This is a genomic window from Cupriavidus sp. 05T42 (genome assembly GCF_056396345.1).
Genome location: NZ_JBFTLH010000008.1, coordinates 1 through 19,538 on the forward strand (window position 1 = coordinate 1; position 19,538 = coordinate 19,538).

General features: G+C 66.5%; 21 protein-coding genes. 16 read left to right on the top strand and 5 right to left on the bottom strand.

Annotated elements, in window-relative coordinates:
- From AC1EJR_RS12525 to bfr, 8 genes are all read left to right on the top strand, one after another.
- Nucleotides 1-1,365: ammonium transporter (locus tag AC1EJR_RS12525; RefSeq protein ID WP_477147142.1), on the top strand; the 1,365-nt coding region annotated here is incomplete at its 5' end.
- 423 nt (nucleotides 1,366-1,788) lie between these two features.
- A complete protein-coding gene (gshA, locus tag AC1EJR_RS12530; protein WP_092292113.1) occupies nucleotides 1,789-3,084 on the top strand; it encodes a glutamate--cysteine ligase in 1,296 nt (431 codons plus the stop codon).
- 21 nt (nucleotides 3,085-3,105) lie between these two features.
- The gene (gene gshB / locus AC1EJR_RS12535; protein ID WP_092291595.1) at nucleotides 3,106-4,053 is read left to right on the top strand and encodes a glutathione synthase; all 948 of its coding nucleotides are present in this window, start codon (nucleotides 3,106-3,108) and stop codon (nucleotides 4,051-4,053) included.
- Nucleotides 4,054-4,162: 109 nt separating this feature from the next.
- Nucleotides 4,163-4,618 (top strand): PTS sugar transporter subunit IIA, encoded by a 456-nt coding sequence (locus AC1EJR_RS12540; protein ID WP_092291597.1) that lies wholly within the window; start codon nucleotides 4,163-4,165, stop codon nucleotides 4,616-4,618.
- Nucleotides 4,587-4,856, top strand: a complete 270-nt coding sequence (locus tag AC1EJR_RS12545) for an HPr family phosphocarrier protein (RefSeq protein WP_092292115.1) — start codon at nucleotides 4,587-4,589, stop codon at nucleotides 4,854-4,856. Before AC1EJR_RS12540 ends, AC1EJR_RS12545 begins: the two co-directional genes overlap by 32 nt.
- Before the next feature lie 49 nt (nucleotides 4,857-4,905).
- On the top strand, nucleotides 4,906-6,663 hold the full coding sequence (gene ptsP / locus AC1EJR_RS12550) for a phosphoenolpyruvate--protein phosphotransferase (protein WP_477147143.1): 1,758 nt from the start codon (nucleotides 4,906-4,908) through the stop codon (nucleotides 6,661-6,663).
- Between the two features lie 238 nt (nucleotides 6,664-6,901).
- Nucleotides 6,902-7,207, top strand: a complete 306-nt coding sequence (locus AC1EJR_RS12555) for a (2Fe-2S)-binding protein (protein ID WP_092291601.1) — start codon at nucleotides 6,902-6,904, stop codon at nucleotides 7,205-7,207.
- A 99-nt stretch (nucleotides 7,208-7,306) separates the two neighbouring features.
- Nucleotides 7,307-7,786 (top strand): bacterioferritin, encoded by a 480-nt coding sequence (gene bfr, locus AC1EJR_RS12560; protein ID WP_092291603.1) that lies wholly within the window; start codon nucleotides 7,307-7,309, stop codon nucleotides 7,784-7,786.
- Nucleotides 7,787-7,973: 187 nt separating this feature from the next.
- Here bfr and AC1EJR_RS12565 read toward each other — a convergent pair whose 3' ends face one another.
- The 3 genes from AC1EJR_RS12565 to gpmA all read right to left on the bottom strand — a co-directional run bounded on the left by AC1EJR_RS12565 (nucleotide 7,974) and on the right by gpmA (nucleotide 11,407).
- Nucleotides 7,974-8,726 (bottom strand): HesA/MoeB/ThiF family protein, encoded by a 753-nt coding sequence (locus tag AC1EJR_RS12565; RefSeq protein WP_092291605.1) that lies wholly within the window; start codon nucleotides 8,724-8,726, stop codon nucleotides 7,974-7,976.
- Between the two features lie 99 nt (nucleotides 8,727-8,825).
- Complete coding sequence (locus tag AC1EJR_RS12570; RefSeq protein WP_477147144.1) at nucleotides 8,826-10,442, bottom strand: S41 family peptidase; 1,617 nt, start codon at nucleotides 10,440-10,442, stop codon at nucleotides 8,826-8,828.
- A gap of 218 nt (nucleotides 10,443-10,660) precedes the next feature.
- Entirely contained in the window at nucleotides 10,661-11,407 is a 747-nt protein-coding gene (gpmA, locus tag AC1EJR_RS12575) for a 2,3-diphosphoglycerate-dependent phosphoglycerate mutase (RefSeq protein WP_092291609.1), read from the bottom strand.
- 109 nt (nucleotides 11,408-11,516) lie between these two features.
- Here gpmA and AC1EJR_RS12580 point away from each other — a divergent pair, with 109 nt between their 5' ends.
- The 5 genes from AC1EJR_RS12580 to AC1EJR_RS12600 all read left to right on the top strand — a co-directional run bounded on the left by AC1EJR_RS12580 (nucleotide 11,517) and on the right by AC1EJR_RS12600 (nucleotide 15,121).
- On the top strand, nucleotides 11,517-11,930 hold the full coding sequence (locus AC1EJR_RS12580; RefSeq protein ID WP_477147145.1) for a rhodanese-like domain-containing protein: 414 nt from the start codon (nucleotides 11,517-11,519) through the stop codon (nucleotides 11,928-11,930).
- An 89-nt stretch (nucleotides 11,931-12,019) separates the two neighbouring features.
- Nucleotides 12,020-12,277 (top strand): glutaredoxin 3, encoded by a 258-nt coding sequence (grxC, locus tag AC1EJR_RS12585; RefSeq protein ID WP_092291613.1) that lies wholly within the window; start codon nucleotides 12,020-12,022, stop codon nucleotides 12,275-12,277.
- A gap of 174 nt (nucleotides 12,278-12,451) precedes the next feature.
- Nucleotides 12,452-12,970 (top strand): protein-export chaperone SecB, encoded by a 519-nt coding sequence (gene secB, locus AC1EJR_RS12590; protein WP_092291614.1) that lies wholly within the window; start codon nucleotides 12,452-12,454, stop codon nucleotides 12,968-12,970.
- A gap of 114 nt (nucleotides 12,971-13,084) precedes the next feature.
- Nucleotides 13,085-14,113 carry an NAD(P)H-dependent glycerol-3-phosphate dehydrogenase gene (locus tag AC1EJR_RS12595; protein ID WP_441593647.1) on the top strand — a complete coding sequence of 343 codons (1,029 nt, stop codon included), beginning with the start codon at nucleotides 13,085-13,087 and terminating at the stop codon, nucleotides 14,111-14,113.
- Nucleotides 14,114-14,134: 21 nt separating this feature from the next.
- Entirely contained in the window at nucleotides 14,135-15,121 is a 987-nt protein-coding gene (locus AC1EJR_RS12600) for a Bug family tripartite tricarboxylate transporter substrate binding protein (RefSeq protein WP_477147146.1), read from the top strand.
- Between the two features lie 33 nt (nucleotides 15,122-15,154).
- Here AC1EJR_RS12600 and trmL read toward each other — a convergent pair whose 3' ends face one another.
- Nucleotides 15,155-15,625 carry a tRNA (uridine(34)/cytosine(34)/5-carboxymethylaminomethyluridine(34)-2'-O)-methyltransferase TrmL gene (gene trmL / locus AC1EJR_RS12605; protein ID WP_477147147.1) on the bottom strand — a complete coding sequence of 157 codons (471 nt, stop codon included), beginning with the start codon at nucleotides 15,623-15,625 and terminating at the stop codon, nucleotides 15,155-15,157.
- 68 nt (nucleotides 15,626-15,693) lie between these two features.
- Nucleotides 15,694-16,482, bottom strand: coding sequence for a ComF family protein (locus AC1EJR_RS12610; protein ID WP_441593645.1), 789 nt, complete (start codon nucleotides 16,480-16,482; stop codon nucleotides 15,694-15,696).
- On the opposite strand from AC1EJR_RS12610, the gene AC1EJR_RS12615 reads away from it, so the two are divergent.
- The 3 genes from AC1EJR_RS12615 (at nucleotide 16,471) to coxB (ending at nucleotide 19,538) form a co-directional block, all read left to right on the top strand.
- Nucleotides 16,471-17,409, top strand: coding sequence for a methyltransferase domain-containing protein (locus AC1EJR_RS12615; protein WP_441593644.1), 939 nt, complete (start codon nucleotides 16,471-16,473; stop codon nucleotides 17,407-17,409). The genes AC1EJR_RS12610 and AC1EJR_RS12615 overlap by 12 nt on opposite strands.
- 271 nt (nucleotides 17,410-17,680) lie before the next feature.
- Nucleotides 17,681-18,196: a DUF2244 domain-containing protein gene (locus AC1EJR_RS12620; RefSeq protein ID WP_092291622.1), complete on the top strand. Its 516-nt coding sequence runs from the start codon at nucleotides 17,681-17,683 to the stop codon at nucleotides 18,194-18,196.
- Between the two features lie 61 nt (nucleotides 18,197-18,257).
- Complete coding sequence (gene coxB / locus AC1EJR_RS12625) at nucleotides 18,258-19,538, top strand: cytochrome c oxidase subunit II (RefSeq protein WP_477147148.1); 1,281 nt, start codon at nucleotides 18,258-18,260, stop codon at nucleotides 19,536-19,538.

A 19,538-nucleotide genomic window follows, 5' to 3' on the forward strand; every position in this document is an offset into this window, starting at 1 on the left:
GCCCCTGCCGCCGMCGCTGCTGCGCCGGCCGAGGCTGCCCCCGCCGCCGCGCCCGTGCCGAACAAGGGCGATACCGCCTGGCTGCTGGTCTGCACGGCCTTCGTCATCCTGATGACGCTGCCCGGCCTGGCCCTGTTCTACGGCGGCCTGGTCCGCTCCAAGAACATGCTCTCGGTGCTGATGCAGTGCCTGGTGATCTTCTCGGTGGTGTCGATCCTGTGGGCCGTCTACGGCTACAGCTTCGCCTTCACCGAAGGCAACGCGTTCTTCGGCGGCACGGACCGGCTGTTCATGAAGGGCCTGACGGTGGACGCCGTGGCCGCCACGTTCAGCAAGGGCGTGGTCGTGCCGGAACTGGTGTTCTTCGCCTTCCAGTGCGCCTTCGCCGCCATCACCTGCAGCCTGATCATCGGCGCCTTCGCCGAGCGCGCCAAGTTCTCGGCCGTGCTGGTGTTCGTGGTGCTCTGGTTCACCTTCGCCTACATCCCGATGGCCCACATGGTCTGGTTCTGGCCGGGTCCGGACGCCTACACCGACGCCGCTGCCGGCACGGCCGCCACGGCCAAGTCGGGCTGGCTGTTCCAGAAGGGCGCGCTGGACTACGCCGGCGGTACCGTGGTGCACATCAACGCCGCTGTCGCGGGCCTGGTGGGTGCCTTCATGTACGGCAAGCGCATCGGCTTCGGCCGCGAAGCGATCCGTCCGCACAGCCTGACCTTCACCATGGTCGGTGCCTCGCTGCTGTGGTTCGGCTGGTTCGGCTTCAACGCCGGCTCGGGCCTGGAAGCCAACGGCGGCGCCGCCCTGGCCTTCGTCAACACGCTGCTGGCTACCGCCGCCGCCGTGTTGTCGTGGACCTTCGGCGAGTGGATCGGCAAGGGCAAGCCGTCGATGCTGGGTGGTGCCTCGGGCGCCGTCGCCGGCCTCGTGGCGATCACCCCGGCAGCCGGCTTCGTCGGCCCGATGGGCGCCATCGTGATCGGCCTGCTGGCTGGCCTGCTGTGCCTGTGGGGTGTGACCGGCCTGAAGCGCCTGCTCGGCATGGACGACTCGCTGGACGTCTTCGGCGTGCACGGCGTGGGCGGCATCCTGGGTGCGCTGCTGACCGGCGTGTTCGCCGCGCCCAGCCTGGGCGGCACGGGCATCTACGACTACGTGGCCAACAAGGTGGCGGACGATTACTCGATCGCCGGCCAGGTTTKGATCCAGTTCGAAGGCGTGCTGACCACCATCGTGTGGTCGGGCGTGGTGGCCCTGGTGGCCTACAAGCTGGTCGACATGCTGATTGGTCTGCGCGTTCCGGAAGAGGAAGAGCGCGAAGGCCTGGACATCACCTCCCACGGCGAAACCGCCTACGAGGTCTGATATCCACGACAGAGTTGTGCTGGAGAGCTGATTGGGAATCTTCTCTCAGGAGTTTCGCCCGGCCTCGTGCCGGGCTTTTTTCTGCCCGAAAGCCGCCCGAACGGGCGCAGGGCCAGCCCCGACAAGGCCTCGCGGGGTATTCGCAGAGTGCTTAAATCGGATCTTAAAAAGTCTCAATTGTCTTTAAGGGGAGCCGCACATACAGTGCGAGTGAGGCAGTTTCCTCCACCTGCAGAACGCTCCCCGTATCTGTCAGGCCATTTGAAAGCGCGGCACACGCCGCGCTTTTTTTTTGCCCGACCGCCCCCACATCCCGGATTATTATGCTGACCGCCGCATATGGTTATACGGCGGGCGTCAGCAGCCTATTGGCCGTTCCTCTACAATCGGGGCGGACAATAAAGACGATCAATTAGGATGGATATGGTCCCGCATCTCATCACCGCGCTGAACGGTCCGCTGCTCGAACTCGAAAAGAAGATCCTGGACGCGACGCCGTCCATCGAGCGCTGGTTCAGGCTGGAATGGCAGGAGCATACGCCGCCGTTCTACTGTTCCGTGGACCTGCGCAATGCCGGGTTCAAGCTGGCGCCGGTGGATACCAACCTGTTCCCGGGCGGGTTCAACAACCTCGCCCCGGAAATGCTGCCGCTGGCCGTCCAGGCCGCCATGGCCGCGATCGAGAAGATCTGCCCGGACGCCAAGAACCTGCTGCTGATCCCCGAGCGGCACACCCGCAACATGTTCTATCTGCAGAACGTGGCGCGGCTGTCGCTGATCATGCGCCAGGCGGGCCTGAATGTGCGCCTGGGGTCGCTGTCCGAGGACATCACCGAACCCACCCCGATCGAGCTGCCCGACGGCCAGACGCTGGTGGTGGAGCCGCTCGCGCGGCTGGGCACCAAGGGCCGCCGGCTGGGGCTGAAGGACTTCGACCCCTGTTCGATCCTGCTCAACAATGACCTCTCGGCCGGCATTCCGCCCGTGCTCGAGAACATCAACGAACAATATCTGCTGCCGCCGCTGCACGCGGGCTGGTCCACGCGCCGCAAGAGCAGCCACTTCGCCGCCTACGACGAGGTGGCCAAGAAGTTCGCCAAGCTGATCGATATCGACCCGTGGATGGTCAATCCCTACTTCGCCCGGACCACCGGCGTGGACTTCCACGAGCGCGTGGGCGAGGAGGAGCTGGCCGATGCCGTGGAAGGCGTGCTGAAGAAGATCGCCAAGAAATACCGCGAGTACGGCATCAAGGAAACGCCTTACGTGGTGGTGAAGGCCGATGCCGGTACCTATGGCATGGGTATCATGACCGTGCGCGACCCGTCCGAGGTCAAGGGCCTGAACCGCAAGGAACGCAACAAGATGAGCGTGGTGAAGGAGGGGCTGGAAGTCTCCGACGTCATCATCCAGGAAGGCGTGCACACCTTCGAGAAGGTGAACGAGGCGGTGGCCGAGCCGGTGGTCTATATGATCGACCGCTACGTGGTGGGCGGCTTCTACCGCGTCCACACGGGCCGCGGCAACGACGAGAACCTGAACGCGCCGGGCATGCACTTCGTGCCGCTGGCGTTTGCCCCGAACGGCATTCCGGACAGCCACGCCAAGCCGGGCGCGGCCGTGCCGAACCGCTTCTATATGTATGGCGTGGTGGCGCGGCTGGCGCTGCTGGCGGCCTCGCTGGAACTCGAGAAGACCGATCCGAACCCGATCATCTGAGCCAGGAACCCAGATCCCACCATGCGCATCCTGTTCATTACCGACCCGCTGGAGACCTTCAAGACGTACAAGGACTCCACCTACGCCATGATGAAGGAAGCGGCGGCGCGGGGGCACGAGCTGTCGTTCTGCCTCCAGTCGCGGCTGTCGCTGGCCAATAACGTGGTGGAGGCGGTGACGCAGCCGCTGCGCGTCACGGACGATGCCACCGACTGGTTCCGCCTCGGCGAGCCGGTGCTGACCCCGCTGGCCACGTTCGACGCGGTGCTGATGCGCAAGGATCCGCCGTTCGACATGGAGTATGTGACTAGTACGTGGCTTTTGGAGCTGGCCGAGGCGCAGGGTGCCCGCATCTTCAACAAGCCGCAGGCGATTCGCGACCACTCGGAGAAGCTGGCCATCGCCCGCTACCCGCAGTTCGTCACGCCGACGCTGGTCACGCGCGATGCGGACCGCATCCGCGCCTTCCATGCCGAGCACCAGGACATCATCGTCAAGCCGCTGGACGGCATGGGTGGCATGGGCATCTTCCGCGTGGGGCCCGATGCGATGAATCTTGGCGCGATCGTCGAGACGCTGGGCGACAACGGCGCCCGCACGCTGATGATCCAGCGCTACATCCCGGCCATCAAGGAAGGCGACAAGCGCATCCTGCTGATCGGCGGCAAGGCGGTGCCGTACTCGCTGGCGCGGATTCCGCAGGGTACCGAGATCCGGGGCAACCTGGCGGCCGGCGGGCTGGGGCGCGCCCAGGAACTGAGCGCGCGCGACCGCGAGATCGCCGAGACGCTGGCGCCGGGCCTGTTCAAGCAGGGCCTGCTGCTGGTGGGCCTCGACGTGATCGGCGACTGCCTGACTGAAGTCAATGTGACGAGCCCGACCTGTTTCCAGGAAATCACGCAGCAGACCGGCTTCAACGTGGCCGCGATGTTTGTCGATGCGCTGGAAGCTGCCGTCAACAACAAATAAGACAACCGGGCGACGCTAAGGCACCACACTCCGGGGACGCCGGGCGGTATCGCGGGATTTGGCCGCGAGGCCGCCTGCTACAATTCGGGCAGTCCAACGGATTCACATCATGGCCGGAATTCTGATCATCGCGCACGCGCCGCTGGCTTCGGCGCTGCGGGATTGCGCTGCCCACGTCTATTGCGGCCAACCGCCGCGCGTGGAGGCCATCGACGTCCTTCCCGACGCCGACCCTGCCGTGGTGCTCGCCGAAGCCCGGCGCCGCCTGGCCGCGGTCTCCGAGGTCAACGGCGCCCTGGTGCTCACCGATATTTTCGGGGCCACGCCGGCCAATATCGCCGCGCGCCTGGCCGATCCCGGCAAGGTCAAGGTGCTTGCCGGCGTCAATCTTCCCATGCTCGTGCGCGCGATCTGCTACCGCACCGAGGTGCTCGACCAGCTTGCCACCAAGGCGCTGGCCGGCGGCGCGCAGGGCGTGCTGCAGGTCGGCAACACCACTGTCCAGAACCAAACCGCCAATCATCCCGACAAATATGCTGCTGAGGGACACAACCATCATCAATAAGCTCGGGCTCCATGCCCGCGCCTCCGCCAAACTGACGCAACTGGCGGGGAGTTTCGCCAGCCAGGTCAAAATGTCCCGCAACGGTCGCCAGGTCGATGCCAAAAGCATCATGGGCGTCATGATGCTTGCGGCGGGCATTGGTTCGACGGTCACGATCGAGACCGATGGCCCCGACGAGAACGAGGCGATGGACGCGCTGCTGGCGCTGATCGCCAACCGGTTCGGCGAGGGCGAGTGAGTATCGACGCACAATACCGAATTCCTAAACGTTCCTGACGGAGCGGTTCATGCCTTTTGCCTTGCACGGCATTCCGGTTTCGCGTGGGGTCGCCATCGGGCGGGCCCACATCCTCGCACCGGCTGCGCTCGACGTTTCGCACTATCTGGTCGATGAAGACCGGCTCGATGCGGAGGTGGAGCGATTACGTTCGGCGCGCGCCGCCGTGCGCGCGGAACTGGTGACGCTCAAGCGTGACCTGCCGCGCGACGCGCCCGAGGAAATGGGCGCGTTCCTGGACGTGCACGCGATGATCCTCGACGACGAGGCGCTCTCGCGCGAGCCCGAGGCCCTGATCCGCCAGCGGCGCTACAACGCCGAGTGGGCGCTCACCACCCGCCTCGAGGAACTGATGCGTCAGTTTGACGAGATCGAGGACGAGTACCTGCGTGAGCGCAAGGCCGACATCCAGCAGGTGGTGGAGCGGATCCTGAAGGTGCTGGCCGGCGCGCCGGTGCTGGCCCCGGCGCCCGTGCCGGCCCTGGCCCCGGACGGCGAGCCCGCGCCGGGCGTGATCGTCGTGGCGCACGATATCGGCCCGGCGGACATGCTCCAGTTCCGCCAGACCGTGTTCCATGGCTTCGTGACCGACCTGGGCGGGCGCACCTCGCACACGGCCATCGTCGCGCGCAGCCTGGACATCCCGGCCGCCGTGGGCGTGAAAAGCGCCAGCGAGCTGATCCGCCAGGACGACTGGATCATCATCGATGGCGACGCGGGGCTGGTCATCGTCGATCCGTCGGCAATCATCCTCGAGGAATACCGCCACCGCCAGAGCGAGCGCGCGCTGGAGAAGAAGCGCCTGCAACGGCTGCGCCACACGCCGTCCGTGACGCTGGACGGGCTCGAGATCGAGTTGCTGGCCAATATCGAACTGGCCGAGGACGCCACCGCCGCGCTGGCCGCCGGCGCAGTMGGCGTGGGGCTGTTCCGCTCCGAATTCCTGTTCATGAACCGGCGCGACGCCATGCCCGACGAGGAGGAGCAGTTTGCCGCCTACCGTCGCGCGGTGGAGGCGATGCACGGCCTCCCCGTGACCATCCGCACCATCGACGTCGGCGCCGACAAGCCGCTGGACCTGCGTGGCGACGACTTCGAGACCGCACTGAACCCGGCGCTCGGGCTGCGCGCGATTCGCTGGTCGCTGTCCGAGCCGGGGATGTTCCTGACCCAGCTCCGCGCGCTGCTGCGCGCCTCGGCGTTCGGCCCGGTGCGGCTGCTGATTCCGATGCTGGCCCACGCGAGCGAGATCGACCAGACGCTGGACCTGATCGCCCAGGCGCGGCGCCAACTCGACGAGCGCGGCCAGCCATACGACCCGAGCATGAAGGTCGGGGCGATGATCGAGATCCCGGCTGCCGTCCTGCTGTTGCCGCTGTTTCTCAAGCGGATGGACTTCCTGTCGATCGGCACGAACGACCTGATCCAGTACACGCTGGCCATCGACCGCGCCGACAACGCCGTGGCCCACCTCTATGACCCGCTCCACCCGGCMGTGCTGCAACTGATTGCCCGCACCATCMAGGAAGCCAACCGGGCCGGCGTGCCCGTGGCCGTGTGCGGCGAGATGGCGGGGGACCCGGCCATGACGCGGCTCCTGCTGGGCATGGGCCTGCGCGAGTTCTCCATGCACCCGGCGCAGTTGCTGCGCGTGAAGCAGGAAGTGATCCATGCTGACTGCGAGAGCCTGGGGCCGCTGGTGGACCGCGTGCTTAACTGCTACGAGCCCGAGGAACTGGCGGCGGCGCTGAAGCAGATCGCGCCCTGAGGCACATCCTCCCAAGTCTCATACACCCTCTGATTCTTAGGGTTTCTGTCTGCAATGTTGGCGAAGCCGGGGTCACTTTCCTGTCTGAAAAGTGACCCCGAAAGTCCATGCTTATCGCCTGTGTGACGCCATACCCCCAAAGCGATTAATGGGAATTGTTATCATTCTGCTTCTCTGATATTCTGGCCTCCATCGCTGTTCGGCATGCCGGTGCCGACACCGCCCCCAGGAGGTATTTGTGTACGTTTGCATCTGCAACCAGGTTACCGACCACGAGATTCATGGCGCCGTTCACCTTGGCGTCTCGACCATGGACGAACTCGCCGAGACCCTCGGCGTGGGCACCTGCTGCGGCCGTTGCCGCGACTGCGCGAAGCAAGTGCTGTGCGAAGGCGTGGCCGCCGTGCAGACGATGCGTGCCTCCTCGCTATCGACCATTCAGGTCGTCGAGATTTCTTCCTGTTCCACGACTACGTCACGTGCGATAATGGACGCTCGTGACCCGGCAGTCGCGAACGATCAGCGTACCGCGCTGGTGGCCTGATCGATTCAGGCTTTACCGCGGTTCCGACTGCAATGGGGCGCCACTTGGCGCCCCTTCGTGCTTTTGCGCGGGTCCAGTTGTCATGACAGGAGCCCCCCTATGAAAGGTGACAAGAAGGTCATCCAGCATTTGAACGCCCAGCTCAAGAACGAGCTGACCGCGATCAACCAGTATTTCCTCCACGCCCGCATGTATCGGCACTGGGGCCTGAAGAAGCTCGGTGATGTCGAGTACAAGGAATCGATCGGCGAAATGAAGCACGCCGACCGCCTGATCGACCGCATCCTGATGCTTGACGGCCTGCCGAACCTCCAGGACCTGCACAAGCTGCTGCTCGGCGAAGACACGCCCGAAATGCTCAAGTGCGACCTGAAGCTCGAGCAGACCGCGCACGCCACCGTCAAGGAAGGCGTTGCGTACTGCGAGTCGGTGGGCGATTACGTGAGCCGCGAGATCCTCGTGGACATCCTCACGGACACCGAGGAACACATCGAATACCTGGAGACGCAGCTCGACCTGATCGACAAGGTTGGCCTGCAGAACTATCTGCAGTCGCAGATGGAGCCGGGCGAGCAGTAAGCCGCCGGCCCACCGCGCGGTGCCTGGCGGCATCGCGCATCCGTGCGGGACGGGTTATTAACCGTTCTCATTCGGATTCTTTTCTTCATCCAGCATTTCCGGCAGCACATCGCGCCAATCAGGCGAACCGGCGGGGAGGGGGCTCCACCGCCGGGATCGCCGGGTCGATGGCCCGCTAGCGCTTTCGTTAGTGGTGCCCGCCGCAGACCTCGCAGGCCGGCGTGCGCGCCAGCCGCATCGTGGTCCACTCCATCGACATTGCATTGACCATCAGCAGCCGGCCGGCCAGCGTCTGGCCGACGCCCGTCAGCAGCTTGAGCGCCTCCGCCGCCTGCACTGTGCCGACCATGCCGACCAGCGGGGCGAACACGCCCATCGTCGCGCAGGCGGCTTCGGGGGCGGGTTCCGAGGGCGGGAACAGGCAGCCGTAGCACGGGGCATCGGCATCGCGCAGGTCGAACACGCTGACCTGGCCGTCGAAGCGCAGCGCGGCACCCGACACCAGCGGCTTGCGATGGGCGAGGCAGGCGCGGTTCACCGCGTGCCGTGTGGCGAAATTGTCACAACAATCGAGCACGACATCGGCAGCAGCCACCAGCGCATCCAGCTCGGCATCGCCCACGCGCTGGGCCACGAGCCGCACATCGACATCAGGATTGATCCGCAGCAGCCCTTCCCGCGCCGACTCCACCTTGGGCCGGCCCACGTTGGCCGTGGTGTGAAGGATCTGGCGCTGGAGGTTGGTCAGGTCCACGTCGTCATCGTCGACGATGGTGATGCGCCCCACGCCGGCCGAGGCCAGGTAGGGCAGCGCGGCCGCCCCGAGCCCGCCCGCGCCGATCACCAGCGCATGGCCCGCCAGCAGCCGTTCCTGGCCCTCGATGCCGAGTTCGTCCAGCAGGATATGGCGCGAGTAGCGCAGCAGTTGGTCGTCGTTCATGGTGCGAGGGGTGCGGTCGTGCGATGTMATGCGCTGGAAACAACAACGGCCCGTCGGTGAACACCGCGGGCCGTCGTCGGACTTACCAGATGTAACGCGTCAGCGATTCTTGCCGGTCGGCGTGCCCAGCGGGTCGCCCATCGGCGCGCTGGCGGGCGGCTGGCTGGCTGGCTTCGCTGCCGGCTTGGAGGCGGGCTTCGCCGGGGCCTTGTCGGCGGCCGGCTTGGCCTTGCCCTTGTCCGCATCGGTGTCCGGCTTGCCAGCGGCCTGCGAGGCCTCGAGCCGCGACTTCGAACGCTGCACCGGCTTGCCGTTGAGCTGCGCGATAGCCTGCTGGAGCATGAAGTCGTCGGCCGTGCCGAATTCCACCGGCTTCTTGCGGCGATCCTTCTCGCGCTCTTCCGGCGTCTTCTTGGCGTTTTCTTCCTCGAGGCGGCGCAGTTCGTCCACCCGGCGCTGCTCGCGCGCATTCATTTCCGGCTCTTCCGAMTCCTGCTTGTTGTGCAGGTGGCGTTCGGTGTCGATTTCGCGCGTGATCAGCGCGTCGTCCGGATCGCCCTCGGGGTTCTGGTCGACCGGGATGTCCGGGCGGATGCCCTTGGCCTGGATCGACTTGCCCGTCGGCGTGTAGTAGTACGCGATGGTCAGCTTGATGCCGGTGTCATTGGTCAGCGGCCGCACGGTCTGCACCGAACCCTTGCCGAACGTGGTCTTGCCCATCAGCGTGGCGCGATGGTGATCCTGGAGCGCGCCGGCCACGATTTCCGATGCCGAGGCCGAGTAGGCGTTCGTCAGCACGATCATCGGAATCTTCTTGAACAGCGGCGGCAGGTCCTTGAGTGGATCGTCCTCGAGCGACGAGAGGCGGTAGTTGTTGAAGGTAGCCTTGTAGACGCGCTTGGCGTCCGGCACCTGGCCGTTGGTGGAGACCACGGTGGCATCGTCGGGCAGGAACGCCGCGGCCACGCCGACCGCGCCCTGCAGCACGCCGCCGCCGTTGTTGCGCAGGTCCAGGATCACGCCCTTGAGGCCCGGGTTCTTCTCGGCCATCTCGCGCAGGCGGCGGCCCAGGTCGGACACCGTGCGCTCCTGGAAGCTCGTCAGGCGGATCCAGCCGATGGTGTTGTTGTCCAGCATCTTGGTCTTGACCGACTGCACGCGGATCTCCGCGCGCGTGATCGAGACCGGGAACGTGCGTTCCTCGCTCTTGCGGTAGATCGTCAGCGTGACCTTGGTGCCGGGCTCGCCGCGCATGCGCTTGACCGCCTGCTCCAGCGGGAGGCCGCGCACGGGCTTGTCGTCGATGCGGGTGATCAGGTCGCCCGGCTGGATGCCGGCGCGGAAGGCGGGGGTGTCCTCGATCGGGTTGATGACCTTGACCAGGCCTTCTTCCTGCGAGATCTCGATGCCCAGGCCGGCGAAGCGGCCGCGCGTGCCTTCCTGCAGTTCCTTGAAGTCCTTCTCGTCCAGGTAGGCCGAGTGTGGGTCGAGGCTGGCGACCATGCCCTTGATGGCTTCGGTCAGCAGCTTCTTGTCATCCACCGGCTCCACGTACTCACGCTTGATCTGGCCGAAGATGTCGGACATCAGCCGGAGCTGGTCGAGCGGCAGGGGCCCGGACGAGTTCTGGGCCGTCGCCGAGATCTGCAGCGTCGCGAGCACGCCGGCAACGACGCCGACCGAGACTAGGCTAATGTTCTTGAGCGTCTTACGCATGTGGGGCAGCCTGAACAGTATGAGGATTGGCTAGGGGGCGATCCGGGTGCCCGGCCTTAAGGCCGGCGGCGCCGGATTTGTCCGACAGTATAAGAGGGTGCGCAGAAAAAGGCCTGCGGGGGCTTGCGCGCCGGGTGGGCGCGGTCACACATGGCCGCGGGCAAGCTGCCCGCGCCTACCCGGTCCAGACCGGGGCGGGCGCGGGTTGCGGCCTGTCGTCAGCGGGCCTTGCCCTGGTTGGCCACGGCCGCCAGCGAGGCAGCCAGGGCTTCCTGGTCGCCCAGGTAGTAATGGCGCAGCGGGCGCAGGTTGGCGTCCAGTTCATAGACGAGCGGGATGCCATTGGGAATGTTGAGGCCGACGATGTCGTCATCCGAAATCTGATCGAGGTACTTCACCAGCGCGCGGATGCTGTTGCCATGGGCGGCAATCACCACGCGCTTGCCCGATTGGATGTCCGGAGCGATCGATTCGTTCCACAGCGGCATCACGCGGGCCACCGTGTCCTTGAGGCACTCGGTCAGCGGCACCTGGTCGCGCGGCACGTTGGCGTAACGCGGGTCGTTGAACGCGGCGCGTTCATCGTCCGGCTGCAGCGCGGGCGGCGGGGTGTCGTAGCTGCGGCGCCAGACCAGCACCTGATCGTCGCCGTACTTGGCGGCAGTCTCGGCCTTGTTCAGGCCCGACAGCGCGCCGTAGTGGCGTTCGTTCAGGCGCCATTCGTTGCGCACCGGAATCCACATTTCGTCCATTTCGTCCTGCACGTACCAGAGCGTGCGGATGGCGCGCTTGAGGACCGAGGTGTAGGCGATGTCGAAGCCATAGCCCGCTTCCTTGAGCAGCTTGCCGGCCTGCTTGGCCTGGGCGGCGCCGGTGTCGGTGAGGTCGACATCGACCCAGCCGGTGAAGCGGTTTTCGAGATTCCACGTGGATTCGCCGTGGCGGATKAGAACGAGCTTGTACATGCTGCTTCCAGGGTAGTAAGTGACCTGCGGCGCTCGCCCGCAAATAATGACGGGGGCGCGAAACCGCGTATTTTATAATGCCGCCGACCCAACCCAACGGAATGCCATTGTGAATTTCTTCGCCGATTACAACAACCTGGCCCTGATCGCCATCGCCGTGGTCTCCGGCGGCCTGCTGGCGTGGCCCCAGATCAAGAGCGGTACGGGCGGCAAGCGCCTCAATACGGCGGCCGCCACGCAGATGATCAACCGGCGCAACGCGGTGGTCGTGGACATCCGCGACGCCGCCGAATTCKCCAAGGGCCACATGCCGCAAGCGAAGAGTGCGCCACTTGCCGACCTGCCGTCGCGCGCCAGCGGCCTGGCCCGCGACAAATCCGTCCCCATCATCGTGATCTGCCAGACCGGCCAGCGCTCGGGCAAGGCCCAAGCAGCGTTGAAGGAAGCCGGGTACAGTGAGGTCTACGCGCTCGAAGGCGGCATGACAGCCTGGCAACAGGCCGGCCTGCCGGTCGTCAAGTAAGCGCGACAGCCCCATTTACAGCAGCGAAGCGGCGCGGTTCCGCCCGGGGCGGACCGCGCCGCCGCATTTTGAAGACAAGGAGATTCCGCATGGCCCGCGTCGTCATGTACAGCACGGTGGTGTGCCCCTATTGCCAGATGGCCGAACGGCTGCTGAAGCAACGGGGCGTCGAAGCGGTCGAAAAGATCCTGATCGACCGCGAACCGGGAAAGCGCGAGGAAATGATGTCGCGCACCGGCCGCCGCACCGTGCCACAGATCTATATCGACGAGACCCATGTGGGTGGCTTCGACGACCTCTCCGCGCTGGACCGCCAGGGCGGCCTGGTGCCGCTGCTGGCCGCCTGACCTGCCGGGTCTCCGGTAGCCCGCCGCCCATCGGATATCTGAGACGATTCTGATTCGGCGGCGAGCGGGTGAAATCGCCATCGGCGTCATGTACCATATGCGCTTTCCAGCCGGGCCCCGCGCCCGGCAGAGACCAAAAATCGATTCCAAACCGATTCAACCGGGAAGCCTTTCATGAGCGACGAGCAACAAGCCACCCAGCAGGACGATCAGCCCTTCTTCAACATCCAGCGCGTGTACCTGAAGGACATGTCGCTGGAGCAGCCGAACTCGCCGGCCATCTTCCTCGAGTCGGAAGCGCCGGCCGTGGAAGTGCAGGTCAACGTGGCCGCCGCGCAACTGCAGGAAGGCATTTTCGAAGTCGTGGTGACCGGCACGGTGACCACCAAGGTGCAGGACAAGGTAGCGTTCCTGGTGGAAGCCCATCAGGCCGGCATCTTCGACATCCGCAACGTGCCGGTGGAGCAGCTGGACCCGCTGCTGGGCATCGCCTGCCCGACCATCCTGTACCCGTACCTGCGCGGCAACGTGGCCGACGTGATCACGCGCGCCGGCTTCCAGGCGATTCACCTGTCGGAAATCAACTTCCAGGCACTGTACGAGCAACGCCTGCAGCAGGCCATGGAAGAAGCTGGCCAGCAGGGCGGCGAGTCGGGCATCGTGATGCCTGACGGCAGCCAGGCCCGTCACTGATGGTTGTTGTCCCTTTCCCGCTTGCGGGATAGGGAAGTCCACCCTGGGGTGGCACACTGGACGGGGCTTCGGCCCCGTTTGATTTTTCCGGCGACCCTTCCGTAAAAGGCTGCCATGAAACTGACCTTCCTCGGCGCCGGGGCCTGGGGCACTGCCCTGGCCAGCCATGCGGCCACCGTGCACGACGTGGTGCTCTGGGGCCGCGATGCCGCGCAACTGGCCGATATCGCGCAAACCGGCATGAACGCGGCCTACCTGCCCGGGGTGGCGTTATCCCCCCGACTGGCCTGCGAAGCCGATTTCGATGCCGCCGTGGATCATGCGCTGGCTGACCCGGACGGGCTCCTGGTGGTGGCCACGCCGGTTTCCGGCCTGCGCGAGATGACGCGCCGGCTGGCCGCGCGCCATGCCGGACGGCCTGCGCCGCTGGCCATGCTCTGGCTCTGCAAGGGCTTCGAGGCCGACACCCACGCCATGCCGCACCAGATGGTGCGCGAGGAACTCGATGCGCTCGGCGTGACGCCGGGCCAGATCGAATATGGCGTGCTGACCGGGCCCAGCTTCGCCAAGGAAGTGGCTCAGGGGCTGCCGTGCGCGCTGACCGTGGCGGGCACGTCCCATGCGCTGGCGGACCGCGCGCAGGTGGCGTTCCATCACCATGCCATGCGGATCTATGGCAGCGATGACCTGATCGGCGTGGAGGTGGGCGGCGCGGTCAAGAACGTGCTGGCGATTGCCACCGGCGCCAGCGATGGTCTGGGCCTGGGCCTCAACGCGCGCGCGGCGCTGGTCACGCGCGGGCTGGCCGAGATGACCCGGTTCGGGCTGGCGCTCGGCGGCCGCGTGGAGACCTTCATGGGCCTCGCCGGGATGGGCGACCTGATCCTGACCGCCACCGGCGACCTCTCGCGCAACCGCAAGGTCGGACAGCAATTGGCGGGCGGCAAGACGCTCGAACAGGTGCTCGCCGACCTCGGCCACGTGGCCGAGGGGGTGCGATGCGCCCAGGCGGTGGCGGCGCTGGCCGCCCGGCATGGCGTGGAGATGCCGATCACGCGCGCGGTCTGCGCGGTGCTGTTCGAGGGCCTGTCCGCTGCCGACGCCGTGGCGCAACTGCTCCAGCGCGACGCGCGGGACGAATAACCGCAAATCCCCCAAGATTAGATGCCTAGCCGCCGCCAAGCCCTCGGGGCGATGATCGCCACGCTTTCCACGCTGTGCCTGGGCGCCGCGCCGGCGCTGGCGGAGACGTGGCCGTCGCGCCCCATCCGTATGATCGTGCCGTTCCCGGCGGGCTCCTCGCCAGACCTGATCGCCCGGATCGTCACCGAGAAGCTGGCCGTGGCGCTGGGCCAGCCGGTGGTGGTGGAGAACCGGCCCGGTGCAGGCGGCAATATCGGCACCGGCATGGTCGCCAAGGCCGTGCCGGACGGCAATACGCTGCTGTTTACGATCAACGGCCCGCTTGTCACGGCGCCGGCGCTCTACCGCCATCTTGGTTATGACCCGGTGCGCCAACTGGCGCCGGTGACGCTGGTGGCCACCTCGCCGAATGTGCTGGTGGTCGATGCGCGGCTGCCGGTGCACACGCTGGCCGACTTCGTCGCGCTGGCCAAGGCCCGGCCGGGCGCGCTGAACTATGGGTCGGTGGGCAACGGGAGTGCGGCGCACCTGGCCATGGAGCAGCTCAAGGCCATGGCTGGCATCGACCTCCAGCACGTGCCGTATCAGGGGTTTCCGCAGATCACCACCGCCATCGTCGGTGGGCAGGTGCAGGCCGGTTTCATGGTGCCCGCGATTGCCATGCCGATGGTGACGGCCGGCAAGCTGCGCCTGCTCGCCGTGACCTCCACGGGGCGTACCGGGCTGCTGCCGCAGGTGCCGACCGTGGCGGAATCGGGCTATCCGGGCTTCGAGGCCATCTCGTGGCAGGCCGTGCTGGCGCCAGCCGGGACGCCGGMGCCGGTGATCGACCGCCTGTACCGGGAACTCGTGACGATCATCGGCAGCGCCGACGTGCGCGAGAAGATGCGCGCCMAGTATTTCGTGCCGGCTGGTACCGCGCCGGCCTCGCTGCGCCAGACCATGGCCACCGAGACGGCCCGCTGGGCCAAGGTGATCCGCGCGGCGGGCGTGCAGCCCGAGGGCTAGGCGTCGCCCAGGCCGTCAGGCGCTCCTCTCCTGTCAGGCGCCGCCGGCGAAGCCGTTCTGGCGCCAGGCCTCGAACACCACCACGGCCACGGTATTGGAGAGATTCAGGCTGCGGTTGTCCGGCCGCATCGGCAGCCGGATGCGCTGCGTGGCCGGGAACCACTCGCGCCGCTCGGGCGCCAGGCCGCGGGTCTCCGATCCGAACACGAACCAGTCCCCCGGACGGAAACTGACTTGCCCGAACGGCGTGGAGCCGTGCGTGGTCAGGGCGAACATACGGGCCGGATCAGGCTGCTCGGCTGCCATCAGGGCGTTCCAGCTCTCGTGCACGCGCATCGTCGCGAATTCGTGATAGTCCAGGCCCGCGCGGCGCATGCGGGCGTCCTCGAGCGGAAATCCGAGCGGCTTGACGAGGTGCAGCTGCGCCCCCGTGTTGGCGCACAGGCGGATCACATTGCCGGTATTCGGCGRAATTTCGGGCTCGACGAGGACGACGTTGAACATGGTGCGATGGCTGGAAAATCGGCCCCGAGCTTACCGCGGCAGGGGGTGGCTGTCATCCCGTCGCATTTTTACGGGGTGCGCAGCGCGGGCAGGGCGGTGACGCGCCGGGCGCCATGGGCCTTGAGGACGGCGGCAGCGGCGCGCAGCGTGGCGCCGGTGGTCATCACATCATCGACCACGGCGATGTGGCGGCCGTCGAGGCACATGGGGCGGGCCAGTGCGAAGGCATCGCGCAGATTGGCCTGGCGGGCGGGCAGGTCCAGCATGAGCTGGGTGGCGGTGTCGCGCCGGCGGGTGAGCAGGGTCGCATCGGCGCGCACGCCGAGCCGCCGGGCCAGCGGGCGGGCAATCTCCCACGCCTGGTTGAAACCGCGCGCGGCCAGCCGTTGCGGCGCAAGCGGCACGGGGACGATGAGATCGGGAAGATTGGGAAGATCGGGCAGGGCGCGCAGGCTTTCGGCAAGCTGCGCGGCGATCCAGCCGGCGACGGGCAGCGCGGCGCCGAACTTGAGCCGCAGGATCAGGCGATCGAGTGGCTCGGCGTAGTCGGCCAGCGTCACGGTGGCGTCGATTGGGTCGTCGGGCACGCAGGCCGGGCAATGGCTCCCGCCCGGACTGGCACAGCGCGGGCAGCGGGGCCGCGCCGCCAGTAGCGATCCGGCGCAGGCGGCGCAGACCACATCGCGCTGCACATCGCCGCAAATCGCACAGGCGGAGGGGAGCAAGGACGGGAGCAGGGACGGCAGCAGCCCAGCGAGGCAGCGCCCGGCAGCCCCGGCGGCGCGCGCGTATACTTGCGATCCTCGCGGTCCCGTCCGACCGCTCCCCACTGGTTCCGATTGTCCGTGTCCTTGCATGCCGCTGATTCTCCCGATGCCTGGTTGCCRCCCGCGCGGCTGACCCGGCTTGCCTTCGACCGCCGCAGCGCCGCCTTCGGCAAGCTGGATTTCCTGCTCGGCGAGATCGGCCGGCGCATGCAGGAGCGCATGGAGGTGATCCGGCTCGCGCCACGGCGCGCGCTCGATATCGGCTGCGGCCATGGCCAGGGCCTGGCGGGTTTGCGCGCGCGGTTTCCCGATGCGCAGATCGCCGGCCTCGATATTTCCGGCGCGATGCTGCACGAAGCCGGCCAGCGCGATCCGCAGCGCCGCCCGGGGTGGATCGGCCGCATGCTCGGCAAGCGTCCGATGTTCGACCTGGTGCAGGGCGATCTTGCCACACTGCCGTTTGATGGCGCCAGCTTCGATCTGCTCTGGTCCAACCTCGCGCTCCACTGGCATCCTGAGCCGCACCGCGTGTTCCCCGAGTGGCATCGTGTGACGGCCGACGAGGGGCTGGTGCTGTTCTCGCTGTTCGGCCCGGACACGCTGCGCGAGCTGCGCACGGCGTTCGGCGAGGTCGACCTCGATGCGCACACGCTCCGTTTCGTCGACATGCATGACATTGGCGACATGCTGGTCCACAGCGGCTGGTCCACGCCCGTGATGGACATGGAGACGCTGACCATCACCTACGAGTCCCCCGAGACGCTGCTGCGCGAGGTGCAGTCCTTCGGCGGCTTCCGGCGCCCCGGCCCGGCCGGGCTGCGCGGGCGCCGCTGGCATCGCGCCGTGCTGGACGCGCTGGAGCGCCAGCGCAACAGCGATGGGGTGATCCCGCTGACCTTCGAGATTGTCTACGGCCATGCGTGGAAGCTGGCGCCGCGTGGCCGGCAGGCCACCGACGATCAGGGCCGCGCGGTGGTGCCGATCGACAAGATCGGACGGGCTTCGCCACGCCGCTGACACACCGTGCGGACGGTCGCCCGGACCGTCGCGCAACATTGCGCACACACCGATTGTGTTGACTATCGGGGCTGTTGCAGCCATGCACAAAAACTTGAACTAGGCAAGCCCTCCGGTMAAATCCTCCCTTGTTCGAGTATGCGAAGCGCCATATAATGCGCCAGTTTGTCGCAGTGGTCCCCTGGCACAAGAACGCCCCCGGAATGCACTCCGCACGTGCCCGGGCGCGCCATTCGTCCCGGGTGTGCATCCGATGCAAAGTGGTTGGGCGATGCAAGACTTGGGTATCGCATTCCAGACGGCAGGAGTTGACTCCGGCGGTAATCACGACGGACGTCCCCCCTTGCCGAGCAACGACTGGCTGATGAAGCGGAATTGCTCGCTCTCCCCACGCCAGGTCGGCTGGTTCTACTTCTCCATCGTATGTATTTCCACTGCCATCGCGGTGTTCCTTGCCGCGTGGCATGGGGCCTGGCTCGTGCTGCCTTTCGCGGGGCTCGAGCTGCTCGGGCTGGGGATTGCCCTGCTGGCGTACGCACGCCATGCGACGGATTATGAACGCGTGAGTGTGACCGACGGTATGCTGGTCGTGGAGACAGCCAGCGCCAGTCGGGTCACGCGTGAGGTATTCAACCCGCGATGGGTGCGGGTGGAACTGGGTGAATCGTTCCGGGCGCTCGTGGTTCTGCGGTCGGACAAGCGCGTCGTGCGGGTGGGGTGTCATCTGGACCCGATACGGCGGCGCAAGTTCGCGCAGGAACTCGCGGCAGTCCTGCATTGCTTCTGAGAGGAAGGGAGGCAGGGCACGGCGGGGACAGATTTGAATCTGTAAATTGGGTAGATAAACAATGAAAATGTGGAAGAAGGCATCCGCAGCATGTCTGGCAGGTGCGTCCCTGCTTGCCAGCCAGGCGGCCTCCGCGGTCAGTGATATGCCAGGCGGCCCGGCCGTCCGACAGCTGAACCTGACCGAACCCGTTACAAAGATCGCCGAACAGATTCACTGGCTGAACTGGATGATGCTCATCATCTGCACGGTGATTTTCATCGCCGTGTTCGGCGTGATGTTCTATTCCATCTTCACGCACCGCAAGAGCCGTGGTGCCAAGTCGGCCGCGTTCCACGAAAGCATTACCGTGGAAGTGGTGTGGACCATCGTCCCGTTCCTGATCGTGATCGCAATGGCGCTTCCCGCCACCAAGACCGTGGTCGCGATGAAGGACACCACCAACTCCGACATCACCATCAAGGCCACCGGCTACCAGTGGAAGTGGGGTTACGACTACCTGAAGGGCCAGGGCGAAGGCATCTCGTTCGTCTCCACCCTGACCACGCCGCGCGAGCAGATCAACAACGAGCAGCCGAAGTCGAACACCTACCTGATGGAGGTGGACAACGAGCTGGTGGTGCCGGTCAACAAGAAGATCCGCATCGTCACGACGGCCAACGACGTGATCCACGCGTGGATGATCCCGGCCTTCGGCGTGAAGCAGGATGCGATTCCCGGCTTCGTGCGCGACACCTGGTTCCGCGCCGAGAAGATCGGCGTCTACCGTGGCCAGTGCGCCGAGCTGTGCGGCAAGGAACACGCGTTCATGCCGATCGTCGTGCGCGTGGTCTCGGACGCCGACTACACCAAGTGGGTCGACGAGAAGAAGAAGGCGCTGGCCGCAGCGGCGGACGATCCCAACAAGACCTGGACGCTCGATGAGATGAAGGTGCGTGGGGAGAAGGTCTACGCGTCGAACTGCGCGGTCTGCCACCAGCCGAACGGCAAGGGCGCCGGCGCGTTCCCGGCGCTGGACGGCTCCAAGGTAGTGAACGGTCCGAAGGCCGGCCAGATGCACATCCTGCTGGAAGGACGCGGCGGCATGCCGTCCTGGAAGCAGCTGTCCGACACGGAACTGGCCGCGGCCATGACCTACACCCGGAATGCGTGGGGCAACCGGACTGGCGAGGTAATCCAGCCGGCCGACTTCGTGAACGCCCGCGCGGGCAAGTTCCCCGAAGGCGGTGGCGCACCGACGGCGGGTACCGCCGAGGCGGCGCCGAAGGCCAAGGCCGATCCGGCCCCGGCCACCTCCMCCGACAAGCAGGCCAGCCTCGCGGGCAACCGCGTCGCAGGCTGA

Coding starts and splice junctions, on each gene's coding strand:
- grxC (WP_092291613.1), top strand. CDS start 12,020: ATGGCCCGCGTCGTCATGTACAGCACGGTGGTGTGCCCCTATTGCCAG.
- AC1EJR_RS12610 (WP_441593645.1), bottom strand. CDS start 16,482: ATGCAAGGACACGGACAATCGGAACCAGTGGGGAGCGGTCGGACGGGA.
- AC1EJR_RS12540 (WP_092291597.1), top strand. CDS start 4,163: ATGGCCGGAATTCTGATCATCGCGCACGCGCCGCTGGCTTCGGCGCTG.
- AC1EJR_RS12620 (WP_092291622.1), top strand. CDS start 17,681: ATGCAAGACTTGGGTATCGCATTCCAGACGGCAGGAGTTGACTCCGGC.
- AC1EJR_RS12545 (WP_092292115.1), top strand. CDS start 4,587: ATGCTGCTGAGGGACACAACCATCATCAATAAGCTCGGGCTCCATGCC.
- secB (WP_092291614.1), top strand. CDS start 12,452: ATGAGCGACGAGCAACAAGCCACCCAGCAGGACGATCAGCCCTTCTTC.
- bfr (WP_092291603.1), top strand. CDS start 7,307: ATGAAAGGTGACAAGAAGGTCATCCAGCATTTGAACGCCCAGCTCAAG.
- AC1EJR_RS12595 (WP_441593647.1), top strand. CDS start 13,085: ATGAAACTGACCTTCCTCGGCGCCGGGGCCTGGGGCACTGCCCTGGCC.
- AC1EJR_RS12565 (WP_092291605.1), bottom strand. CDS start 8,726: ATGAACGACGACCAACTGCTGCGCTACTCGCGCCATATCCTGCTGGAC.
- gshA (WP_092292113.1), top strand. CDS start 1,789: ATGGTCCCGCATCTCATCACCGCGCTGAACGGTCCGCTGCTCGAACTC.
- gshB (WP_092291595.1), top strand. CDS start 3,106: ATGCGCATCCTGTTCATTACCGACCCGCTGGAGACCTTCAAGACGTAC.